The organism is Kribbella sp. NPDC000426, assembly GCF_040300265.1.
In the GTDB taxonomy this organism is placed as follows: Bacteria; Actinomycetota; Actinomycetes; order Propionibacteriales; family Kribbellaceae; genus Kribbella.
Genome location: NZ_JBEPDK010000003.1, coordinates 335,303 through 349,899, shown reverse-complemented (window position 1 = coordinate 349,899; position 14,597 = coordinate 335,303). Strand labels below are relative to the sequence as shown.

Annotated in this window: 19 protein-coding genes; 11 read left to right on the top strand and 8 right to left on the bottom strand. The window is 69.8% G+C overall.

Annotation, left to right across the window (positions count from 1 at the left end; translation table 11 throughout):
* Nucleotides 1–17 precede the first annotated feature (17 nt).
* Nucleotides 18–1,139: an ArsA family ATPase gene (bagB, locus tag ABT313_RS15425; RefSeq protein ID WP_350853064.1), complete on the bottom strand. Its 1,122-nt coding sequence runs from the start codon at nucleotides 1,137–1,139 to the stop codon at nucleotides 18–20.
* Nucleotides 1,136–2,086, bottom strand: coding sequence for an ATPase BagA (gene bagA, locus ABT313_RS15420; protein ID WP_350853061.1), 951 nt, complete (start codon nucleotides 2,084–2,086; stop codon nucleotides 1,136–1,138). The genes bagB and bagA overlap by 4 nt, the downstream gene beginning before the upstream one ends.
* 49 nt (nucleotides 2,087–2,135) lie before the next feature.
* On the opposite strand from bagA, the gene sp36 reads away from it, so the two are divergent.
* The 4 genes from sp36 to ABT313_RS15400 are packed head-to-tail and all read left to right on the top strand — an operon-like array spanning nucleotide 2,136 to nucleotide 4,408.
* Nucleotides 2,136–2,297 (top strand): Sp36 family protein, encoded by a 162-nt coding sequence (gene sp36 / locus ABT313_RS15415; RefSeq protein ID WP_130386959.1) that lies wholly within the window; start codon nucleotides 2,136–2,138, stop codon nucleotides 2,295–2,297.
* The gene (locus tag ABT313_RS15410; RefSeq protein ID WP_350853057.1) at nucleotides 2,294–2,755 is read left to right on the top strand and encodes a RidA family protein; all 462 of its coding nucleotides are present in this window, start codon (nucleotides 2,294–2,296) and stop codon (nucleotides 2,753–2,755) included. Before sp36 ends, ABT313_RS15410 begins: the two co-directional genes overlap by 4 nt.
* Nucleotides 2,756–2,804: 49 nt before the next feature.
* A complete protein-coding gene (locus ABT313_RS15405) occupies nucleotides 2,805–3,650 on the top strand; it encodes an NUDIX hydrolase (protein ID WP_350853054.1) in 846 nt (281 codons plus the stop codon).
* Entirely contained in the window at nucleotides 3,647–4,408 is a 762-nt protein-coding gene (locus ABT313_RS15400; RefSeq protein WP_350853051.1) for an MBL fold metallo-hydrolase, read from the top strand. Before ABT313_RS15405 ends, ABT313_RS15400 begins: the two co-directional genes overlap by 4 nt.
* Here the strand turns inward: ABT313_RS15400 and ABT313_RS15395 are convergent.
* Nucleotides 4,405–5,082, bottom strand: coding sequence for a Crp/Fnr family transcriptional regulator (locus ABT313_RS15395; protein ID WP_130445909.1), 678 nt, complete (start codon nucleotides 5,080–5,082; stop codon nucleotides 4,405–4,407). The two genes, ABT313_RS15400 and ABT313_RS15395, sit on opposite strands and share 4 nt — an antisense overlap.
* Nucleotides 5,083–5,215: 133 nt before the next feature.
* On the opposite strand from ABT313_RS15395, the gene nth reads away from it, so the two are divergent.
* Genes nth through ABT313_RS15365 form a run of 6 tightly spaced genes read left to right on the top strand, consistent with a single transcriptional unit; the run spans nucleotide 5,216 to nucleotide 9,663 of the window.
* Nucleotides 5,216–5,992 (top strand): endonuclease III, encoded by a 777-nt coding sequence (gene nth, locus ABT313_RS15390; RefSeq protein WP_350853048.1) that lies wholly within the window; start codon nucleotides 5,216–5,218, stop codon nucleotides 5,990–5,992.
* Entirely contained in the window at nucleotides 5,989–6,603 is a 615-nt protein-coding gene (locus tag ABT313_RS15385; protein WP_350853045.1) for a TlpA family protein disulfide reductase, read from the top strand. The genes nth and ABT313_RS15385 overlap by 4 nt, the downstream gene beginning before the upstream one ends.
* A complete protein-coding gene (locus ABT313_RS15380) occupies nucleotides 6,600–7,304 on the top strand; it encodes an NUDIX hydrolase (protein WP_350853042.1) in 705 nt (234 codons plus the stop codon). Before ABT313_RS15385 ends, ABT313_RS15380 begins: the two co-directional genes overlap by 4 nt.
* Complete coding sequence (locus ABT313_RS15375; RefSeq protein ID WP_350853039.1) at nucleotides 7,301–8,473, top strand: MarP family serine protease; 1,173 nt, start codon at nucleotides 7,301–7,303, stop codon at nucleotides 8,471–8,473. The genes ABT313_RS15380 and ABT313_RS15375 overlap by 4 nt, the downstream gene beginning before the upstream one ends.
* Before the next feature lie 42 nt (nucleotides 8,474–8,515).
* Entirely contained in the window at nucleotides 8,516–9,016 is a 501-nt protein-coding gene (locus ABT313_RS15370) for a SigE family RNA polymerase sigma factor (protein ID WP_350853036.1), read from the top strand.
* Nucleotides 9,013–9,663 carry a hypothetical protein gene (locus ABT313_RS15365; RefSeq protein ID WP_350853033.1) on the top strand — a complete coding sequence of 217 codons (651 nt, stop codon included), beginning with the start codon at nucleotides 9,013–9,015 and terminating at the stop codon, nucleotides 9,661–9,663. Before ABT313_RS15370 ends, ABT313_RS15365 begins: the two co-directional genes overlap by 4 nt.
* Here the strand turns inward: ABT313_RS15365 and ABT313_RS15360 are convergent.
* From ABT313_RS15360 to ABT313_RS15345, 4 genes are all read right to left on the bottom strand, one after another.
* Nucleotides 9,626–10,474 (bottom strand): alpha/beta fold hydrolase, encoded by an 849-nt coding sequence (locus ABT313_RS15360; protein WP_350853030.1) that lies wholly within the window; start codon nucleotides 10,472–10,474, stop codon nucleotides 9,626–9,628. The genes ABT313_RS15365 and ABT313_RS15360 overlap by 38 nt on opposite strands.
* Nucleotides 10,475–10,554: 80 nt before the next feature.
* Entirely contained in the window at nucleotides 10,555–10,998 is a 444-nt protein-coding gene (locus ABT313_RS15355; protein ID WP_350853027.1) for a phage holin family protein, read from the bottom strand.
* Between the two features lie 52 nt (nucleotides 10,999–11,050).
* Nucleotides 11,051–12,265 carry a Na+/H+ antiporter NhaA gene (gene nhaA / locus ABT313_RS15350; protein WP_350853024.1) on the bottom strand — a complete coding sequence of 405 codons (1,215 nt, stop codon included), beginning with the start codon at nucleotides 12,263–12,265 and terminating at the stop codon, nucleotides 11,051–11,053.
* A 70-nt stretch (nucleotides 12,266–12,335) separates the two neighbouring features.
* Nucleotides 12,336–12,998 (bottom strand): haloacid dehalogenase type II, encoded by a 663-nt coding sequence (locus ABT313_RS15345; protein ID WP_350853021.1) that lies wholly within the window; start codon nucleotides 12,996–12,998, stop codon nucleotides 12,336–12,338.
* 40 nt (nucleotides 12,999–13,038) lie between these two features.
* On the opposite strand from ABT313_RS15345, the gene ABT313_RS15340 reads away from it, so the two are divergent.
* Nucleotides 13,039–13,629, top strand: a complete 591-nt coding sequence (locus ABT313_RS15340; protein WP_350855101.1) for a TetR/AcrR family transcriptional regulator — start codon at nucleotides 13,039–13,041, stop codon at nucleotides 13,627–13,629.
* On the opposite strand, the gene ABT313_RS15335 is transcribed toward ABT313_RS15340, so the two are convergent.
* Nucleotides 13,622–14,569, bottom strand: a complete 948-nt coding sequence (locus tag ABT313_RS15335) for a glutathione S-transferase family protein (RefSeq protein WP_350853018.1) — start codon at nucleotides 14,567–14,569, stop codon at nucleotides 13,622–13,624. The two genes, ABT313_RS15340 and ABT313_RS15335, sit on opposite strands and share 8 nt — an antisense overlap.
* Nucleotides 14,570–14,597: the final 28 nt, after the last annotated feature.

The following is a 14,597-nucleotide window of genomic DNA, read 5'->3' as shown; positions in this document are numbered from 1 at the left end:
GCTGAGGGTGAAACGGATCACGCCGTGAGCAGATCGCCGATCTGGCGTAGACCGGTCAGGTCGTGTACGTCGTCGGCCAGAGCCGGCACCTCGACGGTCCGGATGGCGCGGTGGCCGCGGCGGAAGCGGTCGGCCCGGCGGTGGTCGCCGACGACCTGTTGCATCTTGTCCGCGTGCAACCGCAGTACTGCGGCCGTCAACGGCGACTTGTCCGCTTCCTCGAGCTTCTCGGCTGCAGCCAGTGACCGCTCCGCCGACAATTCCGTGGCCTGCGAGTTCGTCACCCGGTTCAGCACGACTCCGGCCAGCGGCATTCCCTCGGCCCGCAGCCGCTCGGCGAAGTACGACGCCTCGCGCAGCGCGTCGTTCTGCGGGGCGGCCACCACGAGGAACGCCGTGTGCGGCTCGCGCAGCAAGGCGACCGTCTGCTCGGCCCGCTGCCGGAACCCGCCGAACAACGTGTCGAACGCAGCGACAAACGTTTGTACGTCGGTCAGCACCTGGGCGCCGAGGACCTTGTTGAGCACCGACATCGCCATGTTCACGCCGGCCGACATCAACTTGAACGGCCCGCGTGCGGGCGCCAGCAGCAGCCGGAGGAAGCGACCCTCGAGCAGCGACGCCAGCCGCTCCGGCGCGTCCAGGAAGTCCAGCGCGGACCGCGACGGCGGGGTGTCGACGACGATCAGGTCCCAGTCGCCGGTCTGCTCGGCCTGCTTGTGCAGCTGCCCGAGCTTCTCCATCGCCATGTACTCCTGCGTGCCCGCGAACGACGAGGAAAGCGCCTGGTAGAAGGGATTCGCGAGGATCTGCTCGGCCTTGTCCGGTGTCGCGTGCTGCAGGACGACGTCGTCGAACGTCCGTTTCATGTCGAGCATCATCGCGTCCAGCCGGCCGCCGTTCGCGGCGTTCACCTCGGCCACCGCGCGCGGGGTGTTGTCCAGCTCGGTCAGCCCGAGCGACTGCGCCAGCCGCCGCGCCGGGTCGATCGTCAGTACGACGACCTTCCGCCCGCGCTCCGCCGCCCGCAGTCCCAGCGCCGCGGCCGTCGTGGTCTTGCCGACCCCGCCCGCGCCGCAGGTGACGATGATCCGCGTTCCCGCATCATCGATCAGGGCATCCAGGTCGAGCTCTGTCATGCGCGCAGCTCCTCGGCCAGGTCGAACAGGGCGCCGTGGTCGATCCCCTCGGGCTGCAGCTCGAGCTCGACGACTTTCTTGCCCAGGGCATCTATCCGGTCGCGGTTCTCGCGTTCGAGCCCGACCCGGATGGCGTGGTCGTGGGCCTCGGCCGCGAGCGTCCCGACCAGGTCGTCGGCGAGCGTGATCCCGGCCGCCTTGAGGCCCCTGGTCAGCTCGGCGGTGGGCAGTTTCTCCTTCACCGCAAGGGCCAGCGCGTCGTCGTCGAGCGGGCTGTTGCGGACCATGTTCACCACGATCGAGCCGATCCGCAGATCGATCTTCTCCAGCTGCTCGACCGCGTCCAGCGTCTCCTGGACCGGCATCTCCTCGAGCAGCGTGACCAGGTGGACCTGGGTGACGTCCGAGCGCAGCATGCCCATGATCGCGTCCGCCTGGTTACGGATCGGTCCGACCTTGGCCAGTCCGGCGACCTCGTGGTTCACGTTCAGGAAGCGGCCGATCCGCCCGGTCGGCGGGGCGTCCAGCACCACCGCGTCGTACGCGAGCCGCCCGTGCGCCTTGCGCCGGGTCGCCTCGTAGACCTTGCCGGTGAGCAGTACGTCGCGGAGCCCCGGGGCGATCGTGGTGACGAAGTCGATCGCGCCGACCTTCTCCAGCGCTTTCCCGGCGCGGCCGAGGTGGTAGTACATGTCGAGGTACTCGAGCAGCGCGGCCTCGGCATCCACGGCCAGCGCGAACACCTCGCCGCCGCCGGGACCCTGAGCGATGCGGCGTTCGACGTACGGCAGCGGCGGTACGTCGAAGAGCTGGGCGAGCCCCTGGCGGCCCTCGACCTCGCAGAGCAGAACCCGCTTGCCCTCGTCGGCCAGCGAAAGAGCCATCGCGGCCGCAACAGTCGTCTTCCCGGTCCCCCCTTTACCGGTGACCACGTGCAGTCGCGCCATAGGTCCCAGGGTAGGACGTGTCCTGAGACACACCGTTAGAGTCCCCTTCATGAAGAAGTTCGAGTACTTCACCGCGCCGCTGCTGGTCCACTCGACCAAGGAGATCCTGGACAACTTCGGCCAGGACGGCTGGGAGTTGGTCCAGGTCGTCCCGGGGATGAACCCGGAGAACCTGGTCGCCTACTTCAAGCGGGAGATCGAGGACAAATGAGCCACCCCGAGGAGAAGCTCGCCGAGCTCGGCCTGAAGCTGCCCGACGTGGCCAAGCCGGTCGCCGCGTACGTGCCGTCGGTCCGGACCGGTGACCTCGTCTACACGTCCGGTCAGCTGCCGCTGCGCGAGGGCACGCTGATCGCCACCGGCAAGGTCGGCGGCGAGGTCAGCGCCGAGGTCGCCAGCGAGTGCGCCCAGCAGTGCGCGCTGAACGCGCTGGCCGCGGTCAAGGCCGAGATCGGCGACCTGGCGAACGTGAAGCGGATCGTCAAGGCGGTCGCGTTCATCGCGTCCACGCCGGACTTCACCGGTCAGCCGCAGGTCGCCAACGGCGCCTCCGAGCTGTTCGGCCAGGTCTTCGGCGAGGCCGGGCAGCACGCCCGCAGCGCGGTCGGCGTACCCGTCCTGCCGCTGGACGCACCGGTCGAGGTCGAACTGATCGTCGAGGTCGGCTGATCAACCGCACCGGCCCCATCGCCCTCCCCGCCCACGGGCGGGTGGGGCGATGATGCGCGACCTGCGCTCGGAGCTGATGCACGGCCGAATGGCCGAGACGGCCCTCGCGTACGCCCGAGGCACCCGCACCCCCGTCACCCCCCGCCCCGCCGCCACCGTCATCCTCCTCCGCCAATCCCCAGCCACCGCTGGAGCAGGCGGGTTGGAGGTTTATCTGCTGCGGCGGCAGCGGACTATGGCGTTTGCTGCGGGGATGACGGTGTTCCCCGGTGGGCGGGTTGACCCGGCTGACTCGGCGATAGCTGACTCCTGGTCGGGTCCGCCACCGGAGGACTTTGCCGACCGGCTCGGGTGCTCGGCCGAGTTGGCTGCGGCCTACGTGGCCGCCGCAGTACGGGAGACCTTCGAGGAGTCCGGTGTGCTCCTCGCCGGCCCGTCCACGGAGGCTGTGGTCGGCGACACGACCGGTCCGGACTGGGAAGCCGACCGAGTGGCCCTGGAAGCGGGCGAGCTGAGGTTCGCCGACTTCCTGCACCGGCGCAGGCTCCTCCTCCGCGCAGATCTGCTCCGCGCCTGGGCGCACTGGATCACACCCGAGTTCGAGCCCAAGCGGTACGACACCGCCTTCTTCGTCGCCGCGCTCCCAGCAGGTCAGCTGACCCGGGACGTGACGAGTGAGTCCGACCAGGTCGCGTGGGTCAGGCCGGGAGACGCCGTAGCAGCCGTCGACGCGGGCGAGACGCTCATGCTGCCCCCGACGTACCTGTGCTGCCGCGACCTCACGCAGTACGACGACATCGCCGGGGTGCTGGCCGGTGCGGGGGACCGCGAGATCCGGACCATCATGCCGACCGTGCGGATCGACGGCGACCAGGCCTATCTGGAGACGACATGACCGAGTACGCGACGCTCGTGCGGGCGGACAACCCCGGCCCGATGACGCTGGACGGCACCAACACCTGGATCCTGAAAGCGCCGGACGGCGAGCGCTCGGTCGTCGTCGACCCCGGCCCGCTGCTCGAGGACCACCTCACCGCGGTCCTGGAGGCGGCTTCCCGGGTAGCCGTCGTACTGCTGACCCACAAGCACCCGGACCACTCCGAGGGTGCCGCCTGGTTCGCCAACAGGGCCGGCTGCGGCGTACGGGCGGTGGATCCCGCCTTCCGGATCCCCACCGACCACGCCCACGGGCTGTCCGAAGGCGACGTGATCACCGCCGACGGCCTGCGGATCGAGGTCCTGCCGACCCCCGGCCACACCCTCGACTCGGTCTGCTTCTGGCTCCCGCAGGACGGCTCGCTGCTCACGGGCGACACGGTCCTCGGCCGCGGTACGTCGGTCGTCGCGCACCCGGATGGTGCCCTGGGCCCCTACCTCGACTCCCTGAACCGCCTCCGCGCCTTCGCCAACTCACCGGCCGGCGTGGCGCGCCTGCTCCCCGGCCACGGCCCCGTCATCGACGACCCCGCCGCCGTACTCACCTACTACATCAACCACCGCGAAGAACGCCTCAACCAGGTCCGCGCAGCCGTCGCCGAGGGCCACACGACCCCCAGGGCGATCGTCGAACACGTCTACGCCGACGTCGACAAGATCCTCTGGCCCGCCGCCGAACGCTCGGTGCGGGCCCAACTCGACTACCTGAACCGCTAGCGCGCCCGCCGCTGCAGGCGGTCGACGTCGAGGAGTACTACGGAGCGAGGCTCGAGGCGGACCCAGCCGCGGGAGGCGAAGTCGGCGAGGGCCTTGTTCACGGTCTCGCGGGAGGCGCCGACCAGCTGGGCCAGCTCCTCCTGGGTGAGGTCGTGGTGGACGTGTACGCCGTCGTCGGCGGTGCGCCCGAACCGGCTGGCCAGGTCGAGCAGGGCCTTGGCGACCCGCCCCGGTACGTCGGAGAAGACCAGGTCGGCCACCACGTCGGAGACCTTGCGCAGTCGCCCGGCCAGCTGCAGCAGCAGGCCGCGGGCCACCGCGGGGCGCCCGTCCAGCCAGCGGAGCAGCTCGTCGTGGGTCAGCGACATCAGCTGGGCGTCGGTGACGGCGGTGACGGTCGCGGACCGCGGTCCCGGGTCGAACAGCGACAGCTCGCCGAACATCTGGCCCGGGCCGAGCACGGCGATCAGGTTCTCCCGCCCGTCGGCCGACGTACGCCCCAGCTTGACCTTGCCCTCGACCACGACGAACAGCCGATCACCGGAATCGCCCTCGTGGAACAGCACCTGGCCGCGCCGCAGCCGGCTCTCGGACATCGATGCGGCCAGGGCGTCGGCCGCCTCGTCGTCGAGCTGACTGAACAGCGGTGCCTGTCGGAGCACTGCGGCATCCACTTTGGGCCTCCTAGGACCTTCGACCACGACTTCGGGCGGGGGATCTGCCCCGTCCGGCACCGGGTCGTTCACACCCGGTCGCCACAAAACCGTAGCCCCTCGGGTGTCGGCACCGCCACGTAGGCTTGCCTCCATGCCATCCCCGCGTGTCGCGGAACCAGTCCCGGGAGCCCTCCCGGACGTGGTTCTCAAGCTCCCCCGCAAGGCCCCGCTGTTCGTCGACGAGACCCACACCCAGCTGGTCCGGCGGGCCCGCAAGATGCACAAGGTGCTCACCGACACCTACCCCGACGCCCACTGCGAGCTGGACTTCACCACCCCGCTCGAGTTGCTGGTGGCCACCATCCTGTCGGCCCAGACCACCGACGTCACGGTGAACAAGGTGACCCCCACGCTCTTCGCGAAGTACCCCACGGCCCAGGCGTACGCCGAGGCCGACCGGGACGAGATGGAGGCCATCCTCAAGCCGACCGGCTTCTTCCGGGCCAAGACCAACAGCGTGATGAAGCTCGGTCAGGCCCTGGTCGACGACTACGACGGCGTCGTGCCCGGCAAGCTGACCGAGCTGGTGAAGCTCCCGGGCACCGGCCGGAAGACGGCCAACGTGGTCCTCGGCAACGCGTTCGGCGTCCCCGGGATCACCGTCGACACGCACTTCGGCCGCCTGGTCCGCCGGTTCGGCTGGACCGCCGAGGAGGACCCGGTCAAGGTCGAGCTCATCATCGGCGAGCTCTTCCCGAAGAAGGACTGGACGATGCTGTCGCACCGGCTGATCTTCCACGGCCGCCGCCGCTGCCACGCCAAGAAGCCGGCCTGCGGCGCCTGCCCGATCGCCCAGTGGTGCCCGTCGTACGGCGCCGGCCCCACCGACCCCGAGGTCGCCGCGAAGCTGGTGAAGGTCCCGGCGTGAACCGACCGCTCCGATCCGGTACGCCGTACCGCCGTCGCGCAGCGTTGATCGCCGGGGCGGTCGCGTTGGTGCTGTCGGCGACACTGGCGGCGTGTGGATCGGAGCGAGCCGGTGACGGCGGTCAGCCGTCGGCGAGCCGCAGTGCTGTCGCCGGGGCGGACAAGCTGCCGGCGTGCCCGTCCACGCCGTCGAAACCGCCGACGACCAACGGCCTGCCGGACGTCAGCCTGCCGTGTTTGGGCAGCGGCCCGGACGTCCGGCTCGCCGACCTCCGCGGTCCGCTCGTGATCAACGTGTGGGCGCAGTGGTGCGGCCCGTGCCGCGACGAAGCGCCGTACCTGGCCGAGCTGGCCAAGGCGGGGACCGTCAAGATGCTCGGGATCGACTACGACGACCCGCGGCCGGAGCTGGCGGTGAAGTTCGCGACCGACGAGGGGCTGACGTACCCGCACGTCGTCGACCGGGACAAGGCGATCCAGCGGGCGTTGAAGATCGGCGGGCCGCCGCTGACCGCCTTCATCGACTCCGACGGCGCGGTCGCCTTCGTGCATCGCGGCGTACTCACCTCGCAGCAGCAGCTCGATCAGCTGGTGGAGGCGCACGCGCGATGACCTTCGATGTGGAGATCCCGGACTGGTTACAGCCGTTGGCGAAGGCCTCCGACGACGTCGACCCGAACCAGTTGTCCCGCTTCCTGCCGCCGGACGACCCGTCGGTGCGGAAGTCCGCCGTCCTGATCTTGCTTGCTGAGGGCAACGACGGGCCCGAGGTGCTGCTGACCGAGCGGGCCTGGACGTTGCGCAGCCATGCCGGGCAGATGGCGTTCCCCGGCGGCGGCGCCGATCCCGAGGACGGGACCGGTGACGAGGGCCTGATCCGGACGGCCTTGCGCGAGGCCGAGGAGGAGACCGGGCTGGATCCGGCCGGCGTCGTGCCGTTCTCGATCTGGCCGGCGCTCTGGGTGCCGGTGAGCAACTTCGCCGTGTCGCCGGTGCTGGCGTGGTGGCGGGAGCCGTCGCCGGTCGCGGTGGTCGACCCGGCCGAGGTCGCGTCGGTACACGAGGTACCGATCAGCGCGCTGGCCGACCCGGCGAACCGGATCAGCTGCCTGCACCCGTCCGGATTCATCGGGCCGGCGTTCGTCGTCGACGACCTCTACATCTGGGGATTCACGGCCGGGTTGCTGGATAAATTGCTCCTTCTCGGCGGATGGCGCCGCGACTGGGACCCCTCGGTCGTCGTACCGTTGCCCGACCGACTGGTCGAGGCGGCCTGGCGGAGGCACGGGGACAAGTCGGAAGGCGTGGAATGAGCTGGCTCGACTGGGCGGTGCTCGGCACCGCGGCACTGGTGGCGATCTCGGGGTACGTCGAAGGGTTCGTGCTCGGGGCGTGCGCCACGCTCGGCCTGCTCGGCGGTGCCGCGATCGGCGTCTGGGGCGTCCCCAGGATTCTGGACCACTTCTCACCGAGCGTGACGGTGTCGTTCGCCGCGCTGGTGCTGGTGGTGGGACTGGCCGCGCTCGGCCGAATGCTCGGGGCCATGGTCGGGACCAGGGTGCGCAACCGGCTGTCCTGGAAACCGATCCGGTTCCTCGACGCGCTCGGCGGCGCCGCGCTGGCCGCCGCGTCGGTGCTGATCGTCGCCTGGGTGCTCGGTGTCGCGGTCAGCGGCGCGCGGATCCCGAGCGTGACGTCGGCGGTCCGCGGGTCGCAGGTGCTGGCGAAGGTCGACGAAGTCCTGCCGAACAGCGCCGATCGTGCGCTGCAGTCGTTCAACGACGTGGTGAACACCGACCTGTTCCCTCGGTTCCTCGACCCGTTCGTGCCGGAGCGGATCCGGGAGACGCAGCCGCCGGACAGCGCGATCGCGCGTCAGCAGCCGGTGCGGTCGGCGTACAGCCGGATCGCGAAGGTGACCGGGGTCGCCAGTTGCTCCCGCGGTCTCGAGGGCAGCGGATTCGTGTACGCGCCGCAGCGGGTGATGACGAACGCACACGTCGTCGCCGGGGTCAGCTCGCCGTCGGTCGAGGTGAACGGGAAGAAGTACGACGCCCGGGTGGTCGTGTTCGACCCCGAGACCGACATCGCGGTGCTCTACGTGCCGAACTTGAAGGAACAGCCGCTGACCTTCGACTTCGCCGGCAAGGCCGACGACTCGGCGGTCGTGCTCGGGTACCCCGAGAACGGCCCGTTCGACTCCGAGCCGGCCAGGATCCGCTCCGAGGAACGGCTCCGCGGCCCGGACATCTACGGCGACAAGACCGTCACCCGCGACGCGTTCTCGATCTGGGCCTCGGTCCGCCCCGGCAACTCCGGCGGCCCGCTGCTCTCGGCCAGAGGCACGGTGTACGGCGTGGTCTTCGCCGCCTCGGTCGAAGACAACCGCACCGGCTACGTCCTCACCGCCGAACAGGTCGCCGCCGACGCCCGCACCGGCACCAACGCAACCCAAGAGGTCTCCACCCAGTCCTGCACCTGATGCAACGGGACCGCGCTGCCGCCGCATTGAAGGGTTGTGACGGTGACGACGGACGCGCTCTCGTTCGACGAGGTCGTGCGGGCGAGTGAACGGCGGCTGCTGCGGCTCGGGCTGATGCTGACCGGCGGTGTGCACAGCGCGGAGGACCTGGTCCAGACGGTCTTCGCGCGTGCCTACCGCCGGTGGGCGCGAATTGGTGCGCTCGACCATCCCGAGGCCTATCTGCGGACCATGGTGGTGAACGAGTTCCTCGGCTGGCGCCGCTTGCTGAAGAACAGCGAGGTCCCGCTGGCAGAGCCGGTGGACCAGGCGTCCCGCGAGGACATCGGCAGTCGCCTGGCACAGCGAGACGCCGCCTGGCGTCTGCTCGCGGGGCTGCCTCGCAAGCAGCGCACCGTCCTCGTCCTGCGGTACTACGAGGACCTCCCCGACTCCGAGATCGCCGAGGTGCTCGGCATCGCGCCCGTCACGGTCCGCACCAACGCCGCGCGCGCGTTGGCGACCTTACGAGAGGCACTGTCCGCCGAGGAGGCGCAGAGATGACCAGGCTGACCGACGACGAGCTCGGCGAGCTCCTCCGCGAAACCTTTGCCGAGCAAGAAGAACTGATCGATAGATTGCCTGCGGCCACCAAACGCTGGAGTCCGCTGCCCGCCCTGCTCGCGGCCGCAGCGGTCCTCGTCGTACTGGCCGGAGTCCTGTACGCCGTCAACCGGACCGGAGCCGCCGACTCGGCGCCACCGGCGGCGTTCCCGATGCCTACCCGCAGGGCCGATGACGACGCGCTGATCTGGACCGCCTCGATCGAGACCTTGCTCCGGAGCGTGAAACCAACCGCCGGCGCCTGGCGGTCGGTGATCGTGCTGGACCTGTCCGACGTCGGGACGAAGCATGCCCGCAAAGGCCCGCCGATATCCGCGGACCAGCGGGAGACGATGGCCTACCTGGCGCGAAGGATCGCGCCGCTCCAGTTCCACGGGGAGATGGCGCCAGCCCCGCCGACCTGCCGGGACAACCGGGTCGGAGTGATCCAGATCGCCGACGCGATCGACAAGGGCGACCACCTCGAGGTCCAGGTGAGTCTCTTCCACGACTGCAACCACCGGGAGACCGCGACGTACCGCGTCGAGCACCACGGTCCTTTCTGGGTGGTCACTGCGACTTTGGCGGCCGATTCTCAGACCTGGTAGCGCTCATCCAGTCAAGCAGGATGCGGTTGAGGGTGTCCGGTGTTTCCTCGTGGGCGAAATGGCCGGCGGAGGCGATCAGCTCGTGGCGGAGGGGAGCGGTGACGAGGCCGGCTGGGGTTGTTGCGGTCGGAGAGATGGCGGAGTCCTGCGCACCGTGGACCTGCAGCACGGGTACGGCGACCGGCGTACGCATCTTCGCGGAGTACTTGCGGCCGTCCGGGCGGAGTCGCGAGCGGGCGAACCAGCGGTGGTATTCGAGGGCGCAGTGCGGGGCCGGCCAGACCTGGAGTGCGGCGCGGTAGCGGCGGGACGCCTCGGCGTCAGGGAAAGCGCCGTTCGGTGCGGCCCAGGCGCGCAGGAGGCCCTCGATGTGGATGCCGTCGTGTGCGAGCAACCGCCGTTCAGGGAAGATTGGGAGCTGGAACCACGCCGTCCGGCTCAACGCCTTGGCGCGACCGGCGCGGGCCAGGACGAGCGGGTGTGGTGCTGAAACAGCTGCTACCCCGCGGACCTGGCGGGGGGTTAGTACTGCGGCTGACCAGGCGATGAAGCCGCCCCAGCCGTGGCCGACGATCACTGCGTCGGTGGCGCCGAGGGATCGGATGACGCCGGAGACGTCAGCTGCCGCGGTGTACGGGTCGTAGCCGCGGGGTGTCTTGTCGCTCGCGCCGTACCCACGCAGGTCCATCGCCACCGCGCGGTAGCCGGCGGCCGCGACGACCGGCAGTTGGTGTCGCCAGGCCCACCAGAACTCGGGAAAGCCGTGCAAGAACAGGACGAGCGGGTCGTCTGCCGCGCCGCACTCGGCCACATGGAACCGGGCCCCGTTGGCCGCGACCAGTGAGTGCGACCAGGGGCCGTCGACCAGGAGGTCGACGACTCCTGCCGGGCTCAGCGCCGTACGCCTGACTCAGGCAGGGCCGCGTGCTCCTCGTCGCCCTTGCCGATCGCCTTGAGCGCCTCGACCGACTGCTTCGAGGTCTCGATCGTCCGCTCCGGACCCTTGGCGCTCTTCAGGGCTCGCATCCCGATGAAGACCAGGATCGCGCCGACCAGCAGGTAGGCGCCGGCCACGATCAGGAACGCGATGGCCGGGTGCAGGCCGGCCGCGGTCAGTCCGTACGCCGCGGCGATGCTCAGCAGGATGACCGCGAGCAGCGCCAGGAACGCCGCCGCCGCGAACATACCGGCACCGGTGCCGGCCGCGACCGCGGTCTTCTTCAGCTCGGTCTTGGCGAGCTCGACCTCACTGCGGACCAGGCTGGACAGTTCCTTGCTGGCATTCGCGACAAGCTGGCCGACCGTGGGCTCGTCCCCGTTCTGCCCCATCGACATCGCAACTCCTTCCCACACGTCCGTAGCCTGACACTACCGTCCGTACCCGAGGTCAATCCGCGTACGCGCGGTTTCGGCGAGCCAGCAGGCCGGCGGCGATCAGCGCGGCGAGGACCGAGGCGACCAGTACGGCGGCCTTGGCGCGTTCGACCTGCGCCGCGTCCGATCCGAACGCGAGCTGGGCGATCAGCAGCGCGACCGTGAAACCGATGCCCGCCAGCACGGAGACCGCGGCGACGTCTCGCCAGGCGAGGTCGGAGTTCAGCTCGGCCCGCGTGAAGCGTGCGGTCAGCCAGGACCCGCCGAACACCCCGAGGGATTTGCCGACCAGCAGCCCCGCGACCACGCCGATCGCGACCGGGTCGGTCAGCATCTGCCGTATCGCGGTCCCGCTCAACGTGACGCCTGCTGCGAACAGGGCGAACACCGGTACGGCGACGCCCGCCGACCACGGCCGCAGGCGGTGCTCGATCCGCTCCGCCGGGGCGTGCTTCTCGCCGGGATCCGCGACGACGCGAGTGACCAGCCCGAGCGCGACGCCGGCGATCGTCGCGTGGATCCCCGACTCGTGCATGAACCACCAGGTCGCGAGCGCGATTGGCACGTACAGGAACGGCGTACGGACGCGGCGTCGCTGGAGGAGATACCAGAGCGCGATCAGGGCGACCGCGGCAAGCAGCGAGAGCAGGTGGAAGCCGTGCGAGAAGAACACCGCGATCACGAGGATCGCGCCGAAATCGTCCACCACCGCCAGCGTGAGCAGAAAGGCCCGCAGCGCACTTGGCAGCGACGACCCGACTATCGCCAGCACGGCCAGCGCGAACGCGATATCGGTCGCGGTCGGAACCGCCCAGCCGTGCGGCTTGCCGTCGTCCGCGACCAGGTTCGTGATCAAGTAGATGATTGCCGGGAGCACCATTCCGGAGATCGCCGCGACCACCGGTACGACGGCCTCGTTGAGCTTCGACAAGGTGCCGACGACGAGTTCACGCTTCAGCTCGACACCGGCCAGGTAGAAGAACAACGCCAGCGCGCCGTCGGACGCCCAGGCCTCGACCGTCAGCGGGCCGAGCTGGGCGTCGCGGAGGTGGTGGTACGCGTCCTGCCAGGGGGAGTTCGCCCAGGCCAGCGCGACAACAGTGGCCGCGAGCAACAACAGGCCGCCGGTGGTCTCAGCACGCAGCGTGTCTGCGAGGAACGCGCGTTCACGCCCGAGGATGCGGGGGAATGCGCGCTTCTTCTGCCGGATCCGCGGGTGCTGGCTCATGTCGGCCCTTCATTTCGGGGTCGGTCGGACGGACGCCGACCAGACTTCCCGGCACACCCGGTGACCGATTCTACCTGGTGATCTCCGCGGCCAGGGCTTCGAAATCGGGAACGACGAGGTCCGGCGCGAGGAACGACTTGGGGTACGGCGTGTGCCGCCGGTCGAGGTAGAACCCGTTCAGCCCGGCCCGGCGCGCGCCGTCGATGTCCCAGGGGTGGACCGCGGCGAGCGCCATCCGTTCCACCGGCACCGCGCACACGTCCGCGGCGTACCGGTAGGCGTCCGGGTGCGGCTTCCAGCGCTGCGGCGTGGCCACCTCGAGGCGGTGCTCGAGGAACGGCATGATCCCGCCCTTCTCGAAGACCTCCTTCGACATCGCCGCGGACCCGTTCGTCAGCGTGACGATGCGGATGCCGGCCTCGTGGATCCGGCGCAGCCCCGGTTCGACGTCCGGGTGCAGCGGCAGGCGGGTGAATCCGGACAGCACGCTCGTGACCGTCTCGTCGTTCGGCTCGATCCCGGCCGCGATCAGCTGCGCCTCCAGGAGTTCGGCGGCGAGCTCGCGGAAGTCGGCGTACGCATCGACCGCGGTCAGCGCGAACCCGTCCCGCAGTGTCGCCGCGAACCACGCGTCGAGGCTGTGCCGGGGCAGGCCCACGGCCTCGAACCCGTCCCGGAGCGGCTCCATGTTCGTCAGGGTCTCGTTGACGTCGAGCACCAGTACGTCGATCATCACGACTCCTCATATCTTGGATCGGTCGTTCCAAGATATGATGCCGGGTGTGGCGGATGTCAAACACTTCGACGAGGCGGAAGCGCTGGCCACGGTCGAGCAGTTGTTCTGGCGTCGTGGGAGCGCGGCCACCGGGATCCAGGACGTGGTGGCCGCGACCGGGCTGAGCCGCTCGAGTCTGTACAACGCCTTCGGTGGCAAGGACGACCTGTATGCGGCGGCGGCCCGGCGCTACCTCGAGCACCGGTCGCGGCCGATGTTCGACCAACTGGCCGCGGACGGTCGCGGGCTGGGGGCGGTCCGTGCGTTCTTCGACCGGCTGCTGCGGCTGCGGCTCTCGGGGGAGTACGCCGGATGGGGCTGCATGATGGCGAACGCGAACGCCGAGAACCCGCCGGAAGCGGTACGGACGGTGCTCGCGGAGCATCACGCCGTACTGCGGGATGCGCTCGCCGCCGCCTTGACGGTTGCTCAGAGCAACGAGGAGTTGCGGTCCGGGGTCGAGGTGGAGGGCGCGGCGGAGCTGCTCACGCTGCTCGCATACGCGGTGAACCTGCGGTCACGATCCGGTGCGACCCGTTCCCAGCTGAGGTCGGCGGTCACTGCTGCACTGGCGGCGCTGGCTAGCTGATCCAGACGCGCGGATCAGGGCCCTTCGGGACGATGCCGGTCGGGTTGATGTTCTCGTGGGTGACGTAGTAGTGCCGCTTGATCTGGTCGAAGTCGACCGTCTCGCCGAAGCCCGGGCGCTGGTACAGGCGGCGCGCGTACGCCCACAGGTTGGGGAACTCGGTCAGCTTCTGCCGGTTGCACTTGAAGTGGCCGTGGTACACCGCGTCGAAGCGAACCAGTGTCGTGAACAGCCGGATGTCCACCTCGCGAAGCGTGTCTCCCAGCAGGTAGTCGCGGTCTTTCAGCCGCTCCTCGAGTACGTCGAGCCGCGCGAAGAGGGCGTCGTACGCCTCGTCGTACGCCTCCTGGCTGGTGGCGAAACCGCAGCGGTAGACGCCGTTGTTCACGTCGCGGTAGATCTCGTCGATCAGTACGTCCATCTCCGCGCGATCCGGCGGGATCAGCTGCGGGGCGCCGGGTTTGTGGAAGTCGGTCCACTCCGTTGAGAGGTCGAGCGTGATCTGCGGGTAGTCGTTCGTGACCACGTCGCCGGTCTTCGTGTCGACGATGGCAGGCACGGTCACGCGTCCGTCGTACGTCGGGTCCGTGCGCAGGTATGCCTCGGAGAGGAACTTGATGCCGAGGACGGGGTCCGTGTCATCAGCGTCGAGGGTGAACCGCCAGCCGCGCTCGTCGCGGATCGGGTCGACGATCGCGAGGCTGATCGCGTCCTCCAGGCCGAGCAGCCGGCGGACGATGACGGAGCGGTGCGCCCAGGGGCAGGCCAGGCTGACGACCAGCCGGTACCGGCCCGGCTCGACCGGCCAGCGACCTTGATCGTCCGGGCCTTCGCCGGGTTTCGAGGTCGAGTCCCTCGTGATGCGGCCGGTGAACCTGTTGCCCTGCCGCTTCCATTCGCCGGCCGACGACGTCTCCTGCACGAACTGTCCCGGGGTCATAACGGTAAAACTACCCCTGCTGGTAATT